The sequence below is a fragment of the Streptomyces sp. NPDC044064 genome (genome assembly GCF_056434245.1).
Window position 1 is genome coordinate 21,065 of sequence record NZ_JBWKFN010000019.1, and the last position, 19,683, is coordinate 40,747.

The window sequence follows — 19,683 nt, forward strand, 5'->3', positions numbered from 1 at the left end:
CGACGAGGCTCTTTGCCGGTTGGGGGGGGGGGAGACGAGAAAGCGAAGGAAGGGGCACCCCCCTGGGGGGTCCCCCCCGCTTTCGTGTGTTCAGGCGAGCCCGTCCACCAGCAGGAACGCCGAGTCGGCCCGGTACAGGTCGGTGTTCTGGTACGGGTCCAGCCTCAGCCGGAAGTTCTGGTGCCGCAGGAAGCGGCCCGGGTAGTTGACCGACTCCAGCATGGTCGCGCCGGTGAAGGGCGATGTGCGGGGGCAGAACGTGGCGTCCTGCTCGAACAGGCGGGAGCCGTCGTCGTGTTCGGCCCGCAGGAGGAAGTCGCGGTGGCGCAGGTAGCCGCCGTCCGCCGTGGCGAAGGAGTAACAGCGGGCGTCGGAGAGGCCCTTGACGAGTTCGAAGGTTGCGGCGCGGCGGGCGGCGGGTGAGCCGGCCGGGTCGAGCTTCACGTAGTCGCCGACGACGTGCCAGTAGCGGTCGGGGTAGTTCAGGGCGCGGACGGAGCGCCGGTCGGTGGTCGGCTTCGGGGAACTGCCTTGATGAGCCGGCGACTTGCCGGGGGCGGGCTTCGAGCCGGCCGGGCGGGTGGGTGCGGGGGACCCGGTCGTGGCGGGCGAGGTTGAGGTCATGCTCGTCCTGCCCTTCGGCGCGGCGGGCGTACTCGCCGAAGGGGAGGCGAAGGAGAGCAGGCCGGGGCCGCTGTCCGTGGAGGCTCCGGCCGCGGGCCGGGCGGCCCGCGGCTCGCGGGTCTGGCCGGTCACGGCTGTCGCCGTCACACAGGCCGCGATGGCGGCCACGACAAGTGCGGCTGCCAGCCAGAGTCTTCGGGTGCCGGGGGCCCGGGAGGAGTCCGGGTTCCAGCCGTTGTCCCAGGACTGGCGCTGCGGGGGGTGGGGGGTGTTTTCAGGCATGCGGTTCTCCACCGCCGCCCGGGGCGGCGGCCGGGGTGTGTGGGTGAGGTGGGTGAAGCGTGAAGACAAAGTGGTGCCGAGGGGCTGCACATTAGTGGAGCGCGGTGCCGTAGTGAGCGGTTTCTGTGAAACTGAAACTTTCTCGTTGCGTACGGCCGTACACAACGCTGGGTACGCTTGTCCTCATGGGATACCTGTTGCTCGCCGGCGCCATCGCCGCCGAGGTCGCCGCCACGACGGCGATGAAGTACAGCGAGGGCTTCAGCAGGCTCGGGCCCTCGCTCGTGACGGCTCTGGGCTACCTCGTCTCCTTCGCGTTGCTTGCCCAGACGCTGAAGACCGTGTCGATCGGCACGGCGTACGCGATCTGGGCCGGAGTGGGCACCGCGACCATCGCCGTCATAGGCCTGATGCTCTTCGGGGAGGGGCTGAGCGTGACCAAGGTCGCCGGGATCCTGCTGATCGTCGGGGGAGTGGTGGTGCTGAACCTGGGCGGGGCGCACTGATGCCCCGCCGCTACGACCCCGAGCGGCGGCAGCGGATCATCGACGCGGCGATCCGGGTCGTGGGGGACAAGGGCATCGCCGGGCTGAGTCACCGCACGGTCGCCGCCGAGGCGGACGTCCCGCTCGGCTCCACGACCTACCACTTCGCCACCCTGGACGACCTCCTGGTGGCCGCCCTGTGCCAGGCCAACGAGGGCTTCGCCAAGGTGCTCGACGCCAGTGAGGTGCTGGCCGACGCCGACGGTGATCTCGCGGCGGGCCTCGCCCGGATCCTCGGTGAGTGGCTGGGCGGCGACCGGCCGGGTGTCGAGCTGGAGTACGAGCTGTATCTCGCGGCCCTCAGGCGCCCCGCGCTGCGTCCCGTCGCCGCCCAGTGGACTGAGGAGACGGCCGCGCGGCTCGCCGCACGCACCGATCCGGTGACGGCGCGGGCGCTGCTCGCACTGATGGACGGAATCTGTCTGCAGGTGCTGCTGACGGGCGGTTCGTACGACGAGGAGTACGCGCGCGAGGTGCTGAAGCGGGTGATTCCCTGATCACCCGCGTCTTCAGCGGTCGAACGAAGACTTCCGGAAAACCGTGAACTCTCCGATGCCCATCGGGGAACAGGAGGTGACACGCACTCACCGACGAATCAGGGGAGCCTTGTGAGCGGACCACCGCCGTCCACGATACGGACAGAGGACGACGCGGAGGTAGTCGCGCAGTCGCTGGAGCAGCCGGAGCTGTTCGCCCTGCTCTACGACCGCTACGCCCCCGACATCCACCGCTACGCGGCTCGCCGCCTGGGCGACGCCGCTGCCGACGACATCACCGCCGACACCTTCCTGGTCGCGTTCCGGATCCGGTCCCGCTACGACCGTACGCGCCCCAACGCGCGTCCCTGGCTGTACGGCATCGCCGGAAACCTCATCGGCAAGCAGCGCCGCGCCGAGGTACGGGCGCTCAGGGCACTCGCCCGCACCGGCCACGACCCGGTCGCCGCGTCCTGGGGCGAGTTCTGGGTCGAGGACACCGACAGCCGGATCGCGGCGCAGGGCCCGCTGGCCGGCGCCCTCGCCGGGCTGTCGGCGCCCGACCGGCACGTCCTGCTGCTCGTCGCCTGGGCCGAACTCACGTACCAGGAGGTCGCGGAGGCATTGGACATACCGGTCGGCACGGTTCGCTCGCGGCTCAACCGGGCGCGACGCAAGGTACGTACGGCGCTGGGCGCCGATCCCGCATTCGTGACCGACGCGGCGGAGGTGGCGTAGCCATGGACGAGATGACCGAGGTGCGCGAGCTGCGCGCCCACGCGCCGATGCCCGACCGGGCCCGGCTCGCGCCGGGACGGGCGCGGCTCACCGAGGCCGCGCGGGCCGGGGAGCTGCGCCGCGCGTTGTGGCGACGGCGGGAGTTCGTGATCGTCGCGGTCGTGGCCGCGGTGACCGCCGTCGCCGTCACCGCCACCCTGCTGGTGGGCGGGACGGGCACGGGACGCAAGGTGCAGCCCGCGGCCACGCCGAGCGTGCGCTTCAAGGGGGTGAGCGCGGCCGAGTTCCTGCGGCAGGCCGCCGACGCGGTCGAGGCACAGCCGGACGGCGCCGTGCCGACGGCGAAGCAGTGGATCTACACCAAGGCGGCGGAGGAGCCCCTGGAGAAGTCCCGGCGCCTGCTGGGCCGGCACGAGAGCTGGATCCGGTACGACGGCTCCGCCAGCGCCTCACGGACGGGGGACGAGCCGCTCGACGTCACCAAGATGCATCTGGAGAACGGCGGCGAGGGTGACGACCGCTCCCCGCGCGAGATGTACCGGGTCCTCGTCGCTCTGCCGGCCGAGGGCGAGGCGACGCTGAAGGCGCTCCGTGAGCAGAACGCCATCGCCGACAGCAAGGCGGTCTCCCAGGCGCGCAACGACTACGTCGAGATCAGCGTCCTGCTGTCGGCCGACGTGATGCCGGCCAAGGGCCTGGCCTCTCTCTACCGCGCCCTCGCGCTCCTGCCGGGAGGGAAGGTCGCCGGCCACCTCGTCGAGACCGCCGCCGGACGCCGGGCGATCGCCCTGGAATACGGCCGCGAGGACAACCCCAAGACCGGTGAGCCGATGCATGACCAGTGGCTGATCGACCCGACGACCTACCGGATCGTCGGCATGCGGCTGGTCGGCGGCGGCCAGGTCATGGGCGGCAACTCGGTTGTCACGACGGCTGTGGTGGACCGGGCGGGCGACCGCGGCTGACCATCCACGGTCCCGGGCGGCCCGCACCACAGGGGAGTGCGGGCCGCCCCTGTCCCGCCCCGGCGGGAGAGACACCGCGGAGACGATTCCGCCCGGCACATGAGACGCCCTGGGCACGGGTTCGCCCGCACGACCTCCCCCACGTTAGGTTTCCTACATGACCGACACTGCTTCCCGCACCACCGGCGCCGTCGCCGCCGGCCTCGCCACCCTCGCCTCCGACGGCACCGTTCTCGACACCTGGTTCCCGGCCCCCGAGCTCGTCGCTGAGCCCGGCCCCGCCGGCACCGAGCGGCTCTCCGCCGAGCAGGCCGTGGAGCTGCTCGGCAGCGGCGCCGCCGCGGCGATCGGCCCGGACGCCCGCCGGGGTGTCGAGGTGGTCGCGGTCCGTACGGTCATCGCCTCCCTCGACGGCAAGCCGCTCGACGCGCACGACGTCTACCTGCGCCTGCACCTGCTCTCGCACCGCCTGGTCAAGCCGCACGGCCAGAACCTGGAGGGCATCTTCGGGCACCTCGCCAACGTCGCCTGGACCTCGCTCGGCCCGGTCGCCGTGGACGACGTCGAGAAGGTGCGGCTGAACGCCCGCGCCGAGGGCCTGCACCTCCAGGTCACCTCGATCGACAAGTTCCCGCGGATGACGGACTACGTCGCCCCCAAGGGTGTCCGTATCGCCGACGCCGACCGGGTCCGGCTCGGCGCGCACCTCGCCGAGGGCACCACGGTCATGCACGAGGGCTTCGTGAACTTCAACGCCGGCACGCTCGGCACCTCCATGGTCGAGGGCCGTATCTCCGCGGGTGTCGTGGTCGGCAACGGCTCGGACATCGGCGGCGGTGCCTCCACCATGGGCACGCTGTCCGGCGGCGGCAACGTGATCATCTCCATCGGCGAGCGCTGCCTGATCGGCGCCGAGGCGGGTGTCGGCATCGCGCTCGGCGACGAGTGCGTGATCGAGGCCGGCCTGTACGTCACCGCGGGCACCCGGGTGACGATGCCCGACGGCCAGATCGTCAAGGCCCGCGAGCTCAACGGCGCCTCCAACATCCTCTTCCGCCGCAACTCGGTCACCGGTGTCGTCGAGGCCCGTCCGAACAACGCGGTCTGGGGCGGTCTGAACGACATCCTGCACAGCCACAACTGACGCATGGCGGCCGTGACGTGCGGCCGCCTCATCGATCAACGTCCTGACCTGCTGCTGAGCTGTCGGCAGCTGTCGACGTTTGTCACCATCGAGCGCCCTTCCACGGCCCCAGGACGGCCCGGGAGGGCGCTTGTCTGTCGCAGGGAAGCCCACCATGAGCACCGCTTTGGGTGTCGGGTCCACACCCCGCCCCGGTGCCGTCGTCGGCTGGTCCGGCGGTCGCCCGAGGCGTTGCCGAATGCCTCCGTCCGGCCCTGCTGACGTCAGCATGGGATATCAGCGAAACAGCTCCGGGACCGGGCAGGCCTCCAACGATTCCTCTGGCCGGTCCGCCCACTGCCACCACGTATGCCGGTCGGCGCACCGCCACAACGACCGGCAGGTCCGTCGGCCATCGTCATCCCGCCCGGCGAGCACCAGCCCCCCCGACCTCAGGGGCTGCCTGCACTCGGGGCAGGGCGGAGCGTCGTCGGTCATACGGCGAACCCTAGACGGGGTTACCGGCTGATCGGGATCTCATAGACGATCTCGCAGTGAGCCGCAGGCACCACGATGTCCGCCGTCTCCACGGGCCGTCCCTGGTCGCTGTAGTACGTCCGCCGGATGTGCGTGACGAGCGCGGCCTTCTGGATGCCGAGCAGCGACGCCTCCTCGGCGGTCGCCGTCCGCGGCTCAGGCTGCTCCACCGCGTGGCTCACCGTGACCCCGATCGCGGCCATCCGGTTCACCACTCCGGCGCCCGCGTGGGGCCCGCCCTCCGGCAGCACGACGAGAGTGCCGGCGGTGAGGTCGTACGGCTCCCAGCTCGTGGACAGCTGTACTGGCCTGCCGTCGGCAAGGAACTCGTACGCCGTCCGGACGCACAGATCGCCCTCGGCGATGCCAAGACGCGTAGCGATGTCCGCTGTGGCCGGCACTTTGGCATCGGTTCGGCTCTCCCAACCGCCTTGCCTGCCGACGGCCTTCATGTCCGCGCGGAACGGCGATCCGCTGGGCTGCTCGCGGGCCGATGACCGGACGACGCGGACTCTTTGCCGGGGCTCGGCGACGTACGTGCCCGATCCGGCACGACCCTCCAGCACACCCTGGGAGATCAGCAGTTCCTGTGCCCGCCGGACCACGTTCTCGCCCACGCCGCATTCCTGGCCGATCTGGGTGCGGGAGGGCAGGCGGTCCCCCGGCTCCCACACGTGCTCCGCGATCCGCCGCCGGAGTTCGTCGGCGATGCGGAGATAGGGCGGCTGTTCAGGCATATGGAAAATCTAGTCCACTAGCTCTAATTTAGTTAACTAGCTTCACTGAAAGTGATTCGCCGGTGACGGAGGCTGTCCTGTGCCCGCTTCGGGAGTTAGCGCGGCGGCCATCGCCGCCCGGCTGTCCGCCGTCGGGCTCCCCACGCGAGTGGAGGAGCACGACCGGTACACGTCGGTCGAAGCGGAGGTACCGGAATCCCTCTCCGTCGAGTCCTGGCGGGAGGTCCTGGAAGTGGTGGCGGAGGCCGATCGGTTCGGGCTCCTCGCCACCAGCCTGAACGGCCGCACCCTCTGGGCGGTCGTACGCAAAGCGGTCCCCGCGACGGGCGATGTCGGGGGACCGGGCCATCAGCGATAGGAGCTGAGCAGCGTGCTCAACCGTATCCGCCGAGCCGTCGCATTCGCCAGAGCGCGGCACTCCGCCAAGGGCAGGCACCGCCGCCCGTTACCGTCCGCCCAGCCGCGGACCGTTCCCGCCACCCCGGATGTGCCGACGGTCGTCCTGGAACACACCTCCGACCACCCGCCACACAGACGCTTGCTCGCGGGTGAGGACGTGGCACTTGTCCGCCCGTACGTGCTGGCCTGGGAGAGGCGCGTACGGACGCGCTCCTTGCTCGTCGCGCCCCACCTGCCGGCCGAGGCTCGTTCGGCCCTCGCGGGGGTTCGCTGATGTCTCATCGCCCACAGCCGCGCATCACGGACACCTCAAGCGTCCCCTACCGATCGATCGCCTGCCGGATCGGCACGCACCGCGCCTGCACGGAGTCCTCCCCTGCCCCGGCGCCGGCAGCCATCCCGGTGGTCTACGAAGCGTGCGCCTGCCCGTGCCACTCGGCGCCCGACCAGGCCACGTGTGTGGAGGCCGAGCAGTGAGCGACCGAGCACCCCGCGGAGCGCTGGTCTACAACATCGAGGTCACTGCGACCACCGTGCAACGCGGCGACATCATCCAGGTCGGCGGCCGAGCGTGCTACGTGAGCAACCTCTTCCAACTGCCCCACGGCGCCAAGCAGATCCTCTTCGAGTCGGGGGAGCTGCTGACCATCACCACGCGGACCCGGCTCGTCGCCGTGCGCATGCTGAGAGGGTGGTGACCGGGGCTGTGCCTTCACGCCATCACGCCATCGCCGATGACCTCCGACAGCAGATCACGACCGGTCGCATCAAACCCGGCGAACGCCTTCCGCCAGAGTCCGGGCTGGCCGTCCAGTACAAGGTCAGCACGGTGACACTGCGGCGCGCCCTCGCGGTGCTCCAGGGGGAGGGCCTCGTCGAGAAGATCCACGGCAAGGGCAACTTCGTCCGCCGCCCTCTCCGCAAGATCATGTACGTCGGAGGCTGGGGGACGCTGGACCCGTGGACCGCCGCCGAAGCGGCCCTGCGCGTCACTGTCCGCAGCACAACACTCCAGGCACACGGACACCTGACGACCTTGCTGAAGGTGCCCACTGGCAGCCCACTCGTCGAGTTCACCTGCATCAGCCACGAAGGAGACTCACCGCACGGCCTGGCCCGCATCTACATCCCGCGCGACCTGGCCCCGGACGGCGTGCTCGACGACGCATCGGCGGGTCGGGATGCGGTCACGAGATTCGCCGTTCTCGGTCCGCCACCGACCGGTATCCGGGAGACGGTATGTGCCCGCCCCCCAACCCCGGACGAAGCGTTGGGTCTCCGGATCGGCTCCGCCTCGGCGGTCCTCGCGATCACACGCGTCGCGACCGACTCCACCGGTCGAGTCGTCGAAGCCGGGCTCCTAGTGTTCCCGGGGGATCGCGTCGACGCCGTCTTCACCACCCACCACGTGATCGATGAGAGGCAGACGCAATGACGACGGCACGGAACGAACTGCGCCTCCTCCCGTGGTCGGGTCCGGAAGGCAAACCCTGCTACCTCAACACCAACGACAAGGGCGGCTACATGTCCCGCCTAGCGGACAACATCGAAGCGGTCCAACTCGGCACTGCTGCTGAGCTTTTGGAGGAGGCTGCGGAAACCCTCGGCAAAGGGGACTCGGGCCCGGAAGACCTGCGACAGTTGGCGAAGGAACTGACCGGTTCTTTGCGGGACGTGCTCCGGGTTGCGACCAGCCGCGGTCACCTCCTGGCGGCGAGCGAACCTCAGCACCCCTGAAGCGGCTGTCGAGAGCGGAACCGCCCACGACAACCTTCCCTCTACCACCACGGGGAGAGGAGCCCGGTCCCCCACACGGGCTCCTCTCCCCGCAGTGTCGCACCACCCCTGAAGGACACTGCGTTGACCGCCGCAGAAAAGCACCCTGCCCGACTGCCTGAACACCGGCCGACGACAGTCAGCCACGACGGCGGGTGCGCCGACTGACCACGCACGCGTGTGCCCCGCTGCACCCCCACCGGCCTCAGCCACGCTGCCGGGTGCCGTCGAGACAGAAACCGTGACGGCCGGTCCCGTGAGCAGCGGCAGGACCTGCCTGATTGCTGCGACGGTGGGGTTGGCTCACTTCCTGCGACGCTTGCTCGCCCTCTTCTCAAGGGGGGCGTGAAGGGCCCCGGGAGCCACCTCGGGACTATGTTGCAGGCCGCCAACCCCACCCCCCTCATCGCGTCGTACCTCACTAATGCACGGCAGGGCCGTCTCAGCAGCAACGCTGGTCGATGACTCGCTATTTTCCCGGTTCGCGTCCGCCCAACGCACGGCAGTGCAAGGCTGCAGTTATGCAGAAGGTGACCGAAGTGCTCGCGAAGTGGGTACCGCCGACCGTGCCCACCTACGACTCGCGCATGTATCCCTGCCAGTACGCGATCAACTTCCTGACCGGGGCTGGTTGCACGTTCATTCCAGAAGAGATCCGCCGTCGGGTCGATCGTGCGGTAATGGCCAAGCCCAACGCCAAGGGACAGCAGCGGAAGAGAAAGCACCCCGAACACTTCATGGCACGTCTGATGCTGAATGCCTGGCTGGAGGAGACCGGTGAAGACGAGGACGTCGTGTACCGGGCGCTGGCGGACAAGTACCTGGACGCTCACGGCATCGCTCGCCTGTAGCGCCTTACTCCGTTTCGGTCTGCAGGTGGCTATCAGCTTGGGAAGCTAAGGGCATCTAGGGCTGGCTCCAGGCCTCGCCTGCGGCTGAGGGACGTAGACGCCAGGTGGACTGTAGATGGGTTCCCCGCTGTTCCCCGTGGCTCCCCGCACGATCTGGCACGTGTCTGGCACGAGTCATTCGCCGTCGCACCTCTCCAAGACCAGGCTTGCGGAGCCCTCTTCGAGTCCGTTGTGCTCCTCCAGGTGGAAGTGAGCGCCATCCGGTGTGCCGTCCTGGGCAAGTGCGAGGAGATGGCCGGCCAGGGTCTTCAGCCCGGCGGCGTTGGCTTCGATGACGATCTCTCGGCCGAGGTTGCGGACCTCGATGCGTGCGTCTTCCTCCCACCTGAAGACTCTGGTGGTTCCGTCGGTCACCGCATTCACCTGAGTGGTCATCGACGGTGCGGCGCTGGGTTCAGGGGCCATACCCAAGTATCGCGTACTCAGGGACCGCCAGGCACCGAGGGCGCACGCTTTCCAAGTGGTGTGGGCGAGGGGTGTGGCCACGACCGTTCACCTGCGTTCATGCTCGTGAGAGCGTTGGGACGGCACCTGTGGATGGTCCCGCCCGAACGTCGGTGAACGTAGCTGAATGAGACGGAAACTGAGACGGCCTGGCACGAGGCCAGACCATCTCCACCTGGTGCGACCTTCTGATCCGTAGCTCTACAGAGTTCGATCGGAGACGGTCATACAGGTCGCGCATCGGCCCCAAGGGGACGCTACGGGGTGGGACCGGTTGCTGTGGTTGCTGTATCTGGCTGCTGTACAGCAGGATGCCGGTGGGTCACTCTCAAGATCCACGGCTGCCAGGGCACCGGACTCGTCATCCCGCACTGAGGGACGAAGGGCGAGGCACTCCCCGCCTGGAAGGAGGAACACAACCGCTCCCACAAGCGAGTTCGCGCCCGCGTCGAGCACACCTTCGCCCGCATGAAGGGCTGGAAGATCCTCCGCGACTGCCGCCTGAAAGGCGACGGCGTCCATTACGCCATGCTCGGCATCGCCCGCCTGCACAACCTCGCCCTCAACGGATAGCGGAGCCGATCGCGCTCCGGTCGCCGCATCCACGACAACTCCAAGATGACTTACGGGACAACCCTTAGGGTGACCTGAACCTCACGTTTCACTCAACTGCCGTGCCCGGAAGAAAAGTTGCGCCCTAGGGTCAGTTCCTGGCGGTCGACGGGGCCGCTTTCATGCACGCCGGGGTGAAGGTCAGGTACACGAAGTGGAACTACAACAAGACCGAGCCCAACTGCAAAACCAAGGTGCTGCGCAAGGGATCGGCGCGGCTGGTCTACAAGGGCCGCGAGACGTGGCACGGGAAAAGCTGATGCGCAGCGCAGGGATCGTTCTGCTGGTGGTGTCCGCCGCTGCGGTGTCCGGGTGCAGCGGCGGGAAGAGTACGCCGCCTTCGCCGAGTGCCTCGAAGGCGGCGCTGGTGTCCGATCCGGACAATCCTGAGAAGGGCGCTAAGAAACCGGGCCGGCTGGGTCCGGGGACGGTGAAGCTGCCCGTGGCTGCGGACCGGATAGCCGCATTGTCCGTGCGGTATGACTGTCTCGGTCCCTCGGGTGGTCTGAAGGTCAGTAATGGGACAGCGCTGCGCGCCGGGATCGAAGTGTGTGACGACAGCACCACCTACGGTGCCTCGATGAAGGCGAAAGACCTGGATGGCCGGAAGTTCGGCGGTACGGTCAGGATCGAGGTCGACAAGCGGACGCGGTGGCGCGTTTCCGTCAGCATCACCGACAAGGACGGCGTCAAACAGACAGTCCATAGCTGAGCTTGACTCTGTCGGGGATCTTGGAGGCGCCCGGTGCGTCGGCGTGATTGGTGGGCATGTTCGGGGTGTTCCGAGAGCCTATGCCGTTGTCGAGGTGTGTGTTGTCGCTCCGTCCTCGTTCGGGTGAGCAAGTCCCGCTTCTGACCGCGCAGAGCGCGCGGGCGAGCAACCCGGGCGGTACGGCGGCGATGTGGGTGAGAGACCGCCTGGACGGGTTGTGGCGTGACGAGGACTTCGCTGACTGGTATCCGCGTGACGGGCGTCCGGTCTCTCGCCTGCCCAGCTGGCCACTGTCTGTGTGCTGCAGTTCGTGCTCGGTGTGTCGGACCGGCAGGCTGCCGAGGTGGTGCGCTGCCGCATCGACTTCACGTACGCCATGGCCATGGAGCTGGACGATCCCGGCTTCCACCACAGTGTGCTGGCCGACTTCCGCGACCGTCTCACCGAGGGCAACCGCGCCGACCGCCTCCTCGACCTCGCGCTGGCCCGCCTGAAGGAGGCCGGTCTGGTGCGGGAGCGCACCACCCAGTGCACCGACTCCACTCACGTCCTGGCCGTGGTCCGCGACCTAACCCGGCTGGAGATGGTCACCGAGGCGGTCCGCGCCGCGCTGGAGGATGCCGCCGGCACTACCCCGCACCTGCTGGACGAGCTGGTCGACGAGGACTGGGGGCGCCCGCTTCGAGAACGGCCTCCTCGTCGAACGAGACGAGACCCTCGCGGCGTGATCCACCTCAACTGATCCACGCACCCTCCGGGCGGCACAGACCTGAAGAACTGGCCTCATCCTTATCAGGTCGATCACGCGGGGTCGGGGTCCTGCTTCAACCCTCCCTGGTCCTCGGCTGACTGTCCGCTGAGGTTCGGCGTCAACCGCCGCTGTCCGCCCTTGTTGGTGTCAGGCGCTGGTGTCAGGAGAATCATCGGGCTTGACACCCCGCTGCAAGAACGGTCCAGGAATTCGCCGGTCGTGACGCTGGTGTCCACACTTCAACGGGGTACCAGACGCATCGATCACCTGGGATTCCGAGATGACCCTGTTCGGGTCGCCGTCCTCGTAGAGCCACACGCTCAACAGCTCGGCCGCCACGGTTACCGCGAACTGGACGTTGATGCCGTCGCTGACCGACGAAACGGTGACGGCCTCGCCCGGCTCAAGCCAGAAGTCCTCACCGTAGGGCTCGACGAAGAGGCACAGCGGGACGCTCCCCGCATTCTTAACCGGCAGACTTCCGTGCACTGGATCACCCCACTCCGCACCTTAGCGGCCAGGCACCCGCCCTCACCCACCACGCTCGCCACGATGTGCCCGCGGCCGGGAACGGCGCCCCCTCCATCCCGGTGCCGGCCGATCCCCCGCCGGAGGCATCGTCTGTGACCGTGGGCCGTGAACGTCGGGTGCTTGACTCATGTCCTCCGGGCCTATCCACAGTGGGCGGGCGTCGGCGCAGCCGGGGCGGAGCGGGCCGGAGGCAGGAGCGGCGCCCCGAGCGGAGCCGGGTGCTTGATGAAGGAGAGAAGGTGCCGTGCTCGTTCGGTGCGGGCGCCGTCTCTCGACGGGCGCAAGGTCAAGCCGTGGACCATCGAGCGTGTGATGGCCGCGCACGACGCGTTGCCGGGCGCCTACCAAGAGATGGTCTCCCTGGGAGCGGGCTGCGGCCTGCGGCAAGGCGAAATCTTCGGCCTCGCTCTCGAAGACGTCGATTTCCTCGGCGGCACGGTCCACGTCGTCCGGCAGGTCAAGCTCCTGCGCGGCACCCAGGCGGTCTTCGGTCCGCCCAAAGGCGGCAAGGAACGGCATGTGCCGTTGCCCGAGTCGGTCTCCTTCGCGCTGGCCGCGCACATCACCCAACACCAACCGGTCGAGATCACCTTGCCGTGGAAGACGCTCGACGGCCCACCCGTCACGGCCTCGCTGCTCTTCGTCAAGGACCAGGGCCGGGCGCTGAACCGGTTGCGCTTCAACGAGTCGGTGTGGCGTCCGGCGCTGACCTCCGCCGGCATCCCCTTCGGACGCGAGAACGGCATGCACGCGCTCCGCCACTTCTACGCCTCCGTGCTCCTGGACGCGGGGGAGAGCATCAAGGCACTGAGCGAGTACCTCGGTCATCACGACCCGAGCTTCACGCTCCGCACGTACATGCACCTCATGCCGAACAGCGAGACCCGCACCCGGGCCGCCGTGGATCGGGTCTTCCGGGACCCGGGCGACACCGCCGACGGCCCCGGAACGGCCCTTGAGGCAACATGAGCCCGTGACCTGCGCAAACCTCAGAACAGCCACAACTGACGCAGACGACACGAACAGCAACGGCGGCCGCGGATGCGGCCGCCGTTGCTGTTCGTGTGTGTCCGTCACAGGCCCATGGAGATCGCCAGCCGGGTCAGCTCGGCCGTGCTGTTGATGTCGAGCTTGGCCCGGATGCGGCGCAGGTAGGCGTCGACCGTGTGCTTGGAGAGTCCCATGTGGCGGGCGGTCTGCAGGTAGGTGCGGCCGGCCGCGATGTGCCGCAGGGTCTCCCGCTCGCGCGGAGCCAGCTCGGGGGCGGGGGCTTCGGCGATGGTGGTGGTGAGAGTGGGGCTCATGGGATTTCCTTCGGCGGGTCGACTCGGTCGTCGCTGCTCGCGTCCTCGGAAGCAGTGGGCAAATGTCCGAATATCGGCTTTTCGCCCTCTTTCTTCGAGTTTGGGATGGCGACGTCATGGCCGTGTCCGCCGACTGTCACAGCCGTGTCACGAGCCCGCCCAGAGCGTTTGCCGGCGCCGTGAAGTCCTCCTCGCGCAGTCCGAGCCGCGGATCGACGTGGTGCAGCAGCGCGGGCCCGGGGTGGTGCGCCGCCGCGTAGGCGGTGTCCGCCGGGCTCTGCTCGTCGTCCACCCGGACGAAGGGGCGCCCCGCCGCGTACGCCACGATCGCCGCCGTCTTCCAGCGGACCCCGTCCGGCCGCTCGGCGAACAAGTCCGCGCCGAAGTCGACGTACGGCAGTTCGGGCAGGCCGACGGCCGGCGCGATCCAGCGGTTGGCCCTCCGCCGTCCAGGTCGTCGCCCGGCGCAGGTCGTAGCCGAGCGACAGCAGCGCCGGGTCGTGGGACGGGTTCAGCCAGACCCGCGGTGGGTGGCCCGGGCGCAGGGACGCCCTGATCGTCGTGTATCCCTCGGGGCACCGTACGGCGGCGGGGCCGGGTGATCTTCTGATTTTTCTGTGGCGGGCAGGCATAGCGGCGGGTCGCCCCGCACGTCACATGGGGTACAGGGCTCGGACAGCAGGTCGGCCCGGGGGAAGAGAAGGTGACGATGGATGCCCAAGCGCAGGAGAGTTTTCGACAGTTCGTGGCCGGCAGGTCCTCGGCGCTGCTGAAGACGGCCGTCCTGCTGAGCGGCGGCGATCAGCACGCGGCGGAGGATCTGCTCCAGAACGCGCTGGTCAAGGCGGCCGGGCGGTGGCAGCGGATCGACGAACCGGAGGCCTACGTCCGGCGGATCCTCTACCGGCAGCAGGTCAGCCGCTGGCGGCTGAAGTGGCGGCGCCGGGAGGTCACGGTCGCCGAGCTGCCGGAGGCCGCGGCGGCCCCGGACGCGTCCGGCACCGCCGAGCTGCGGCTCGTGCTGCGCACCGCCCTGTCCCGGCTCACCGCCCGCCAGCGCACCGTGCTGGTGCTGCGCTACTTCGAGGACCTGCCCGAGGCCGACGTGGCCCGGCTGCTCGGCTGCTCCGTCGGCACCGTACGGTCCACCACCCACCGCTCCCTGGCCCGGCTGCGCACCCTCGCGCCCGAGCTGGCCGCGCTCGGCCCGGACGGCGACGACCAGCGGCCGTCCCGTGACTTCTCACCCGTGGAGGTGCGTCCGTGAACGTCGAAGAACTGGTGCGCGACTCCCTGAAGGAGATGGCGGGACGGACGCAGCCCGCGTCCGCGAACCTCGCCGACCGCGTGTTCGTGCTGCGCCGCAGGCGTCGTACCCGCCGGATCGCCGTGGTCGCCGCGTCCGCCGCGGCCGTGGTCGCCGTCGCCGTGGGTGTGCCGCTGCTCGACGCCGGTGGCCGGGACGTACGGCCCGCTGCCGTCACCGACGGCCGGGTCGTGGCCCACCCCGACCAGTCGCCGCCGCGCGACCTGATCGGCGCCGGGGACGCCGTCATGGCCGGGTACAGCACGGTGAAGACCGTGAAGCTGGCGAACAAGGACTGGATCTACACCCCGACCTACCGGCTGCTGGATCCCGGGTCCGGCAAATACAAGAAGGACGACCGCTGGTCCTTCGTGACCGTCGCGCCGGGCGCGCGCACGGCCGCCGTGCTGGAGCGCGAGCTGCCGGCCACCCGGGTGGGGCTGCTCGACCTGGACAGCGGCGAGGTCAAGCGGTGGATCCCGGTGCCACAGGGGGCCGGCGGAGCCGCCTTCTCGCCGGACGGGACCAAGCTGGCCGTCACCACCTACGCCAAGAACCCCGACCGCGCCTTCTGGAGCGCCAAGGTCGACGTCAACAACAAGATGGAGCCGCAACGGGTGCCCAGTCGTACCGGGTTCACCCTGCTCGACGTCGCCTCGGGCACGGGGCAGTGGCACAAGCTGCCCTTCTGGAAGGACACATATGGGATCGGCAACGCACGCACGGATCTGGAGTTCAGTCACGACGGGAAGTACCTCTGGGAACCCTTGATCGAGAAGCCGTTCCGCCAGTACCACGCCTTCGACGGCACCGACGTCCGGACGCCCGCAGCGGAGAAGTACGTGTCGCCCTACGTCGCCGCCGGCCTCTCGCCCGACGGGAAGTACGCGGCTGGTGACTTCGCCGGGCACGGCAAGGTGATCGCCTCCGCCATCATCGACCCCGTCACCGGCAAGATGATCACCAAGGTTCCCGGTCAGCAGCTGCTGGCCTGGGCCGACGGCAAGCGGCTGATCGCCTGGGGCATCGGCGGCGACGGCAACGAGTTCCACCAGCGGCTGGTCCTCGTCACCGTGGGCAGCGACAAGGTGCAGCCGATCAGCGGCTTCCGCTCGCCGAAGTTCGACGGCGCCGGCCGCTGGGAACCGCTGTTCACGACCCGCTGACCAGCTCCTCGTACCGGGCCAGCAGCCCGTCGGCCATCTCCCGGCCGGCGGGCAGCAGCGGTGCCCGCACCGGGCCCGCGGGCAGGCCGAGTGCACCGAGGAGCGCCTTGGCGGTGACCGTGCCGGGCAGGCCCGCGCCCATCATCGCCTCGATCAACGGCGTGGCCCGCAGCTGGAGTTCGGTCGCGCGGGCCGTGTCACCCGCGTCGAACGCGTCGAGCACGGCCGCGATGTGCCCGGGCACGGCGTTGGCGACCGTGCTCACGCACCCGGCCGCACCCACCGCGTACAGCGCGAGGACGTGCTCGTCGCAGCCCGCGTAGTACGCCAGCTCCGTCTGCGCCAGCACCTTCAGGGTGCCGAGGAAGTCGTAGGAGCAGTCCTTGACCGCCACGATCCGCGGATGCCCCGCGAGACGGATCATCGTCTCCGGCTCGATCCGGGTGCCCGTGCGGCCCGGGATGTCGTAGAGCATCACCGGCAGCCCGCTCGCGTCGGCGATCTGGCGGAAGTGCGCCTCCAGCGACTCCTGCGGCGGCCTGCTGTAGTACGGCGTCACCACCAGCACACCGTCCGCGCCCGCCTTCTCGGCGGCCAGGGCCAGCTCGATCGTGTGCCGGGTGTCGGCGGTGCCGACACCGGCGACCAGCGGGATGCCGTCGCCGACCGTCTCCCGCACGGCCGCGATCAGCTCCGCCTTCTCCGCGTCCGTGGTGGTCGGCGACTCGCCCGTGGTGCCGCTGAGCACCAGGCCGTCGCAGCCCTCGGCCACCAGCCGGCCGGCCAGCCGCCGTGCTCCCTCCACGTCGAGCGTGCCCGCCTCGGTGAACGGGGTGATCATCGCGCAGAGCGTGCGCCCGAAGGGCCGGCGTCGATTCGTCATGGGAGTAGTCTCGGCAGGGAAATGGTGAAGCTCTACTTAATTCTTCTACGAGATATTGCTAAGCAATGCTGATGGATTAGGGGGATGGGCGGCCGAAGTCCCTATGGGCAATTCGGTCCTTCATGCGTCACCATGGCCGGGACGGTCATCGATGTCGGTCATGGGAGGCACCATGAAGCTCGGCAAGGCACTGGCCACCGGGGTCGCCGAAGAGCGGCCGCTCGTCCACGAGGAGGAGCCCCGGCTCCCCGAGGAGACCACCCTCAGCGCACCGGCCGAGCCGGCCCGCGAAGAGGTACCGGCGGCCCGATGAGGCTGCGGCTCCCGGCCGAACGCCCGACGGAGCCGCCGACCGGATACAAGATCGCCCGCCCGGTGCTGTCCCAGGACGGCACCCGGGCCGGGTTCACCGGCGTGTCGCTGGGCAGCGCGCTGCCGTACGGCGTGCTCGACGACGCCTCGTGCGTCTACGGGCGCAGACACCGCGCGCCCGCGCGGCTGTGCGACTGCGGCTTCCACTGCGTGCACGACCGGGCGGCCGCCGAGGCCCTGCTGTGCGCGGCGGAACACCGGGCCGCGGTCCTGCTGGAAGTCTCCGTGCTCGGCTCGTACATCCGCTTCGAGCGCGGCTTCCGCTACGCCCGCCAACGGGTGCGCACGGCGACAGTCGGTCCCTGCGCCTGCGGTGTCACCGCGGTCGCGCTCGCAGCCGACGACGAGTGGGGCCGGCCCGGCTGGCGGGGTCTCGCCCCCGCGTGCGCGGGCTGCGTACGGGGTCGCACCTCCGTCTCGCTCGCCGGATTCGCCCGGCTGGCCGGGGAGGGGCTGCGGGTGCTGGCGGGCGGTGCCGGTACGGCGGCTCGGAACGCCGGGTTGACGGCCGACGGCGAGCTGGGCGTGCCCGAACTCGTCGCGGAGGCCGCCCTGTTGCAGGCCCGGCTCGACTGGTTCCAGACCCAACTCGCACGGCTCGGCAACCGCGGGGCCGGGGGAGCGGAGTACGACTGACGGTCTTCGGTGGGGGTACCCGGATGTTCCGCAGGGAGAGGATGCGGAACTGCCTGCCGGCGATGTGATCAGGGAAAGGGCACACCGATGAAGCACAGGATCCCGCACGGCTCGGGCGCCAAGGGCCCCGACGAGCTGCGGCACCAGTTCGAACAGACCCGCAGCCGGCTCGGCCACAGCGTCGCCCAGTGGAAGGACAGGGCCGACGTGAAGGGCCGGGCGTCCACCCGGGCCGCCGACCTGAAGGACAGGGCCGGCGCCATGACCGTCCAGCTGCGCACGAGCGCCGCCGCACACCCGGGCCCGCTGCTGATCGCGGGCGCGGCGGGTGCCGCCGCCCTGGCCACGGCAGGCGTGCTGCGTCGCCGGCACCACTGACCGCGCCCCGGCCCACGGCGGCGCGAGGGTTCCGTGCACCCTCCCACCGAAAACTCTGCCCACCTGGACAAAAAAAGTTTTCGGTGCGAGGGTGGACCCATGCTGGACGTGACCGTGATCGAGGACCCCGAGGCGGCGGCCGTATCGCTCGACCCGATACGAGCCCGGCTGCTCGCCGAACTGGCCGCCGGACCCGCGTCGGCCACGATGCTGGCCGGCAAGGTCGGACTGCCCCGGCAGAAGGTGAACTATCACCTCAAGGCGCTGGAGCGGCACGGCCTGGTCGAGCTGGCCGGGGAGCGCCGCAAGGGCAATGTCACCGAGCGGCTGATGCGCGCGACGGCCGCGTCGTACGTCATCTCGCCCGCCGCGCTCGCCCCCGTGCAGCCGGACCCGGACCGCTTCCGTGACCAGCTCTCCGCGCGCTGGCTGCTGGCGCTCGGCGCCCGCCTGGTGCGGGACGTCGGCGCGCTGATCACCGGCGCCGAAAGAGCCCGCAAACGGCTGGCGACCTACGCCCTGGACGGCGAGGTCCGCTTCGCCTCCGCCGCCGACCGCGCGGCCTTCGTGCAGGAGCTGACGGCGGGCGTGAGCGCCCTGATCCGCAAGTACGACGCCCCCGACGCCGAGGGCGGCCGCGACCACCGGATCGTCGTCGCCCTCCACCCCACGGTCAAGGACCAGCCCACCCCCGAACCCGATCGGTAAGCAGCAGGAGCCCCACCATGTCCAAGGAATTCGAGATCGTCCGCGAGTTCGAGGTCGACGTCCCGCCCGAGAAGGTGTGGGAGGCGATCACCACCGGCACCGGCGGCTACCTCTGGCCGATGGACCCGCCCGAGCCCCGGGTGGGCGGCAGCGGCCCCTTCGGGTCCACCGTCACCGCCTGGGATCCGCCCCACCACTACACGAACCGCAGTGAGGACGTCGGCTTCCCGGTCCAGTCGGCCAACCAGCTCGACTACACCATCGAGCCCCGGGACGAAGGCCGCCGCGCCTGGGTGCGCTACGTGCACAGCGGCATCTTCACCGACGACTGGAACAACCAGTACGACGGCGCGAGCAAGCACACCAACTTCTATCTGCACACCCTGTGCGAGTACCTCACGCACTTCGCGCCCCGCCCGGTCGCCTTCGCCCAGCTGCAGGGGCCCGCGGCCTCGCAGTCCCCGCGGGCGCTCGCCGCCGCCGGCCACGCGCTCGGCCTGGCGGACGAGACGGCCGCGGGCACGAAGGTCGGCGTCCGGGGGCCCGGCGGGCAGACCCTGGACGCCGTACTCGACTACCGCAACCCGTACTTCATCGGGCTGCGCACCGACAACGCCCTCATCCGCTTCTTCGGACGCGGCCACTGGGGCGCGCCGCTCGGCATCAGCGTCCACGACTTCGCGCCGGACGCCGACGCCCGGGCGAACGAGACCGCCTGGCAGGACTGGCTGAACGGCGTGTTCGGCCAGTCCTGAGGCCCCCGGACC

General features: G+C 69.9%; 26 protein-coding genes and 3 pseudogenes. 22 read left to right on the forward strand and 7 right to left on the reverse strand.

The genetic code is table 11. The annotated features are described in order from the left end of the window. Positions 1-90: 90 nt before the first annotated feature. The gene (locus tag AC07DS_RS28345) at positions 91-906 is read right to left on the reverse strand and encodes an AbfB domain-containing protein (protein ID WP_479149741.1); all 816 of its coding nucleotides are present in this window, start codon (positions 904-906) and stop codon (positions 91-93) included. A gap of 185 nt (positions 907-1,091) precedes the next feature. Here AC07DS_RS28345 and AC07DS_RS28350 point away from each other — a divergent pair, with 185 nt between their 5' ends. The 5 genes from AC07DS_RS28350 to dapD all read left to right on the forward strand — a co-directional run bounded on the left by AC07DS_RS28350 (position 1,092) and on the right by dapD (position 4,774). Beyond that, positions 1,092-1,412, forward strand: a complete 321-nt coding sequence (locus AC07DS_RS28350) for a DMT family transporter (RefSeq protein WP_479149743.1) — start codon at positions 1,092-1,094, stop codon at positions 1,410-1,412. Continuing rightward, on the forward strand, positions 1,412-1,948 hold the full coding sequence (locus AC07DS_RS28355) for a TetR/AcrR family transcriptional regulator (protein ID WP_479149745.1): 537 nt from the start codon (positions 1,412-1,414) through the stop codon (positions 1,946-1,948). The genes AC07DS_RS28350 and AC07DS_RS28355 overlap by 1 nt, the downstream gene beginning before the upstream one ends. 111 nt (positions 1,949-2,059) lie before the next feature. Further along, positions 2,060-2,665, forward strand: coding sequence for an RNA polymerase sigma factor (locus AC07DS_RS28360; protein ID WP_479149747.1), 606 nt, complete (start codon positions 2,060-2,062; stop codon positions 2,663-2,665). A gap of 2 nt (positions 2,666-2,667) precedes the next feature. After that, positions 2,668-3,630 carry a CU044_5270 family protein gene (locus AC07DS_RS28365; RefSeq protein ID WP_479149749.1) on the forward strand — a complete coding sequence of 321 codons (963 nt, stop codon included), beginning with the start codon at positions 2,668-2,670 and terminating at the stop codon, positions 3,628-3,630. 157 nt (positions 3,631-3,787) lie between these two features. Further along, positions 3,788-4,774 (forward strand): 2,3,4,5-tetrahydropyridine-2,6-dicarboxylate N-succinyltransferase, encoded by a 987-nt coding sequence (gene dapD, locus AC07DS_RS28370; RefSeq protein ID WP_479149751.1) that lies wholly within the window; start codon positions 3,788-3,790, stop codon positions 4,772-4,774. A gap of 497 nt (positions 4,775-5,271) precedes the next feature. Here dapD and AC07DS_RS28375 read toward each other — a convergent pair whose 3' ends face one another. Beyond that, positions 5,272-6,027, reverse strand: a complete 756-nt coding sequence (locus tag AC07DS_RS28375) for a GntR family transcriptional regulator (RefSeq protein WP_479149753.1) — start codon at positions 6,025-6,027, stop codon at positions 5,272-5,274. 79 nt (positions 6,028-6,106) lie between these two features. Between AC07DS_RS28375 and AC07DS_RS28380 the strand changes: the two genes are divergently transcribed. The 5 genes from AC07DS_RS28380 (at position 6,107) to AC07DS_RS28400 (ending at position 9,053) form a co-directional block, all read left to right on the forward strand. After that, positions 6,107-6,385 (forward strand): hypothetical protein, encoded by a 279-nt coding sequence (locus tag AC07DS_RS28380; protein ID WP_479149755.1) that lies wholly within the window; start codon positions 6,107-6,109, stop codon positions 6,383-6,385. A gap of 514 nt (positions 6,386-6,899) precedes the next feature. Next, positions 6,900-7,124: a hypothetical protein gene (locus AC07DS_RS28385; RefSeq protein ID WP_479149757.1), complete on the forward strand. Its 225-nt coding sequence runs from the start codon at positions 6,900-6,902 to the stop codon at positions 7,122-7,124. Beyond that, positions 7,121-7,861 (forward strand): GntR family transcriptional regulator, encoded by a 741-nt coding sequence (locus AC07DS_RS28390; RefSeq protein WP_479150019.1) that lies wholly within the window; start codon positions 7,121-7,123, stop codon positions 7,859-7,861. The genes AC07DS_RS28385 and AC07DS_RS28390 overlap by 4 nt, the downstream gene beginning before the upstream one ends. Next, positions 7,858-8,163, forward strand: coding sequence for a hypothetical protein (locus tag AC07DS_RS28395; protein WP_479149759.1), 306 nt, complete (start codon positions 7,858-7,860; stop codon positions 8,161-8,163). The genes AC07DS_RS28390 and AC07DS_RS28395 overlap by 4 nt, the downstream gene beginning before the upstream one ends. Before the next feature lie 560 nt (positions 8,164-8,723). Continuing rightward, the gene (locus AC07DS_RS28400; protein WP_479149761.1) at positions 8,724-9,053 is read left to right on the forward strand and encodes a hypothetical protein; all 330 of its coding nucleotides are present in this window, start codon (positions 8,724-8,726) and stop codon (positions 9,051-9,053) included. 174 nt (positions 9,054-9,227) lie between these two features. Here AC07DS_RS28400 and AC07DS_RS28405 read toward each other — a convergent pair whose 3' ends face one another. Further along, positions 9,228-9,467 (reverse strand): Imm32 family immunity protein, encoded by a 240-nt coding sequence (locus AC07DS_RS28405; protein WP_479149762.1) that lies wholly within the window; start codon positions 9,465-9,467, stop codon positions 9,228-9,230. Between the two features lie 429 nt (positions 9,468-9,896). Between AC07DS_RS28405 and AC07DS_RS28410 the strand changes: the two are divergent. The 4 genes and pseudogenes from AC07DS_RS28410 to AC07DS_RS28425 form a co-directional block, all read left to right on the forward strand. After that, positions 9,897-10,130: pseudogene (locus AC07DS_RS28410) on the forward strand (transposase); the annotation flags it as partial. A gap of 173 nt (positions 10,131-10,303) precedes the next feature. Continuing rightward, positions 10,304-10,429: a hypothetical protein gene (locus tag AC07DS_RS28415; RefSeq protein WP_479149764.1), complete on the forward strand. Its 126-nt coding sequence runs from the start codon at positions 10,304-10,306 to the stop codon at positions 10,427-10,429. Further along, positions 10,411-10,881, forward strand: coding sequence for a hypothetical protein (locus tag AC07DS_RS28420; protein ID WP_479149766.1), 471 nt, complete (start codon positions 10,411-10,413; stop codon positions 10,879-10,881). Before AC07DS_RS28415 ends, AC07DS_RS28420 begins: the two co-directional genes overlap by 19 nt. Positions 10,882-11,179: 298 nt before the next feature. Further along, positions 11,180-11,623 carry a transposase gene (locus AC07DS_RS28425; RefSeq protein ID WP_479149768.1) on the forward strand — a complete coding sequence of 148 codons (444 nt, stop codon included), beginning with the start codon at positions 11,180-11,182 and terminating at the stop codon, positions 11,621-11,623. A 156-nt stretch (positions 11,624-11,779) separates the two neighbouring features. On the opposite strand, the gene AC07DS_RS28430 is transcribed toward AC07DS_RS28425, so the two are convergent. Then, positions 11,780-12,121, reverse strand: coding sequence for a hypothetical protein (locus tag AC07DS_RS28430; RefSeq protein WP_479149770.1), 342 nt, complete (start codon positions 12,119-12,121; stop codon positions 11,780-11,782). A gap of 264 nt (positions 12,122-12,385) precedes the next feature. Between AC07DS_RS28430 and AC07DS_RS28435 the strand changes: the two are divergent. Beyond that, positions 12,386-13,132 (forward strand): annotated as a pseudogene (locus tag AC07DS_RS28435) (tyrosine-type recombinase/integrase); the annotation flags it as partial. Positions 13,133-13,236: 104 nt separating this feature from the next. Here the strand turns inward: AC07DS_RS28435 and AC07DS_RS28440 are convergent. After that, the gene (locus AC07DS_RS28440; protein ID WP_145874883.1) at positions 13,237-13,467 is read right to left on the reverse strand and encodes a response regulator transcription factor; all 231 of its coding nucleotides are present in this window, start codon (positions 13,465-13,467) and stop codon (positions 13,237-13,239) included. A 136-nt stretch (positions 13,468-13,603) separates the two neighbouring features. Then, positions 13,604-14,099 (reverse strand): annotated as a pseudogene (locus tag AC07DS_RS28445) (hypothetical protein). A gap of 77 nt (positions 14,100-14,176) precedes the next feature. Here AC07DS_RS28445 and AC07DS_RS28450 point away from each other — a divergent pair. After that, entirely contained in the window at positions 14,177-14,734 is a 558-nt protein-coding gene (locus tag AC07DS_RS28450) for a SigE family RNA polymerase sigma factor (protein ID WP_145874881.1), read from the forward strand. Beyond that, entirely contained in the window at positions 14,731-15,939 is a 1,209-nt protein-coding gene (locus AC07DS_RS28455; protein WP_479149772.1) for a WD40 repeat domain-containing protein, read from the forward strand. Before AC07DS_RS28450 ends, AC07DS_RS28455 begins: the two co-directional genes overlap by 4 nt. Here the strand turns inward: AC07DS_RS28455 and dapA are convergent. Then, on the reverse strand, positions 15,926-16,822 hold the full coding sequence (gene dapA / locus AC07DS_RS28460) for a 4-hydroxy-tetrahydrodipicolinate synthase (RefSeq protein WP_479149773.1): 897 nt from the start codon (positions 16,820-16,822) through the stop codon (positions 15,926-15,928). The genes AC07DS_RS28455 and dapA overlap by 14 nt on opposite strands. Positions 16,823-16,994: 172 nt before the next feature. Between dapA and AC07DS_RS28465 the strand changes: the two genes are divergently transcribed. The 5 genes from AC07DS_RS28465 (at position 16,995) to AC07DS_RS28485 (ending at position 19,671) form a co-directional block, all read left to right on the forward strand. Beyond that, a complete protein-coding gene (locus AC07DS_RS28465) occupies positions 16,995-17,135 on the forward strand; it encodes a hypothetical protein (protein WP_167444074.1) in 141 nt (46 codons plus the stop codon). Continuing rightward, positions 17,132-17,830 carry a hypothetical protein gene (locus AC07DS_RS28470; RefSeq protein ID WP_479149775.1) on the forward strand — a complete coding sequence of 233 codons (699 nt, stop codon included), beginning with the start codon at positions 17,132-17,134 and terminating at the stop codon, positions 17,828-17,830. Before AC07DS_RS28465 ends, AC07DS_RS28470 begins: the two co-directional genes overlap by 4 nt. Positions 17,831-17,917: 87 nt before the next feature. Continuing rightward, on the forward strand, positions 17,918-18,208 hold the full coding sequence (locus AC07DS_RS28475; protein ID WP_479149777.1) for a DUF3618 domain-containing protein: 291 nt from the start codon (positions 17,918-17,920) through the stop codon (positions 18,206-18,208). Positions 18,209-18,307: 99 nt separating this feature from the next. Then, positions 18,308-18,916, forward strand: a complete 609-nt coding sequence (locus AC07DS_RS28480; RefSeq protein ID WP_479149779.1) for an ArsR/SmtB family transcription factor — start codon at positions 18,308-18,310, stop codon at positions 18,914-18,916. 17 nt (positions 18,917-18,933) lie between these two features. Beyond that, complete coding sequence (locus AC07DS_RS28485; protein ID WP_479149781.1) at positions 18,934-19,671, forward strand: SRPBCC family protein; 738 nt, start codon at positions 18,934-18,936, stop codon at positions 19,669-19,671. Positions 19,672-19,683: the final 12 nt, after the last annotated feature.

Coding starts and splice junctions, on each gene's coding strand:
- AC07DS_RS28345 (WP_479149741.1), bottom strand. CDS start 906: ATGCCTGAAAACACCCCCCACCCCCCGCAGCGCCAGTCCTGGGACAAC.
- AC07DS_RS28350 (WP_479149743.1), top strand. CDS start 1,092: ATGGGATACCTGTTGCTCGCCGGCGCCATCGCCGCCGAGGTCGCCGCC.
- AC07DS_RS28355 (WP_479149745.1), top strand. CDS start 1,412: ATGCCCCGCCGCTACGACCCCGAGCGGCGGCAGCGGATCATCGACGCG.
- AC07DS_RS28365 (WP_479149749.1), top strand. CDS start 2,668: ATGGACGAGATGACCGAGGTGCGCGAGCTGCGCGCCCACGCGCCGATG.
- dapD (WP_479149751.1), top strand. CDS start 3,788: ATGACCGACACTGCTTCCCGCACCACCGGCGCCGTCGCCGCCGGCCTC.
- AC07DS_RS28375 (WP_479149753.1), bottom strand. CDS start 6,027: ATGCCTGAACAGCCGCCCTATCTCCGCATCGCCGACGAACTCCGGCGG.
- AC07DS_RS28395 (WP_479149759.1), top strand. CDS start 7,858: ATGACGACGGCACGGAACGAACTGCGCCTCCTCCCGTGGTCGGGTCCG.
- AC07DS_RS28400 (WP_479149761.1), top strand. CDS start 8,724: ATGCAGAAGGTGACCGAAGTGCTCGCGAAGTGGGTACCGCCGACCGTG.
- AC07DS_RS28440 (WP_145874883.1), bottom strand. CDS start 13,467: ATGAGCCCCACTCTCACCACCACCATCGCCGAAGCCCCCGCCCCCGAG.
- AC07DS_RS28450 (WP_145874881.1), top strand. CDS start 14,177: ATGGATGCCCAAGCGCAGGAGAGTTTTCGACAGTTCGTGGCCGGCAGG.
- dapA (WP_479149773.1), bottom strand. CDS start 16,822: ATGACGAATCGACGCCGGCCCTTCGGGCGCACGCTCTGCGCGATGATC.
- AC07DS_RS28465 (WP_167444074.1), top strand. CDS start 16,995: ATGAAGCTCGGCAAGGCACTGGCCACCGGGGTCGCCGAAGAGCGGCCG.
- AC07DS_RS28470 (WP_479149775.1), top strand. CDS start 17,132: ATGAGGCTGCGGCTCCCGGCCGAACGCCCGACGGAGCCGCCGACCGGA.
- AC07DS_RS28475 (WP_479149777.1), top strand. CDS start 17,918: ATGAAGCACAGGATCCCGCACGGCTCGGGCGCCAAGGGCCCCGACGAG.
- AC07DS_RS28480 (WP_479149779.1), top strand. CDS start 18,308: ATGCTGGACGTGACCGTGATCGAGGACCCCGAGGCGGCGGCCGTATCG.
- AC07DS_RS28485 (WP_479149781.1), top strand. CDS start 18,934: ATGTCCAAGGAATTCGAGATCGTCCGCGAGTTCGAGGTCGACGTCCCG.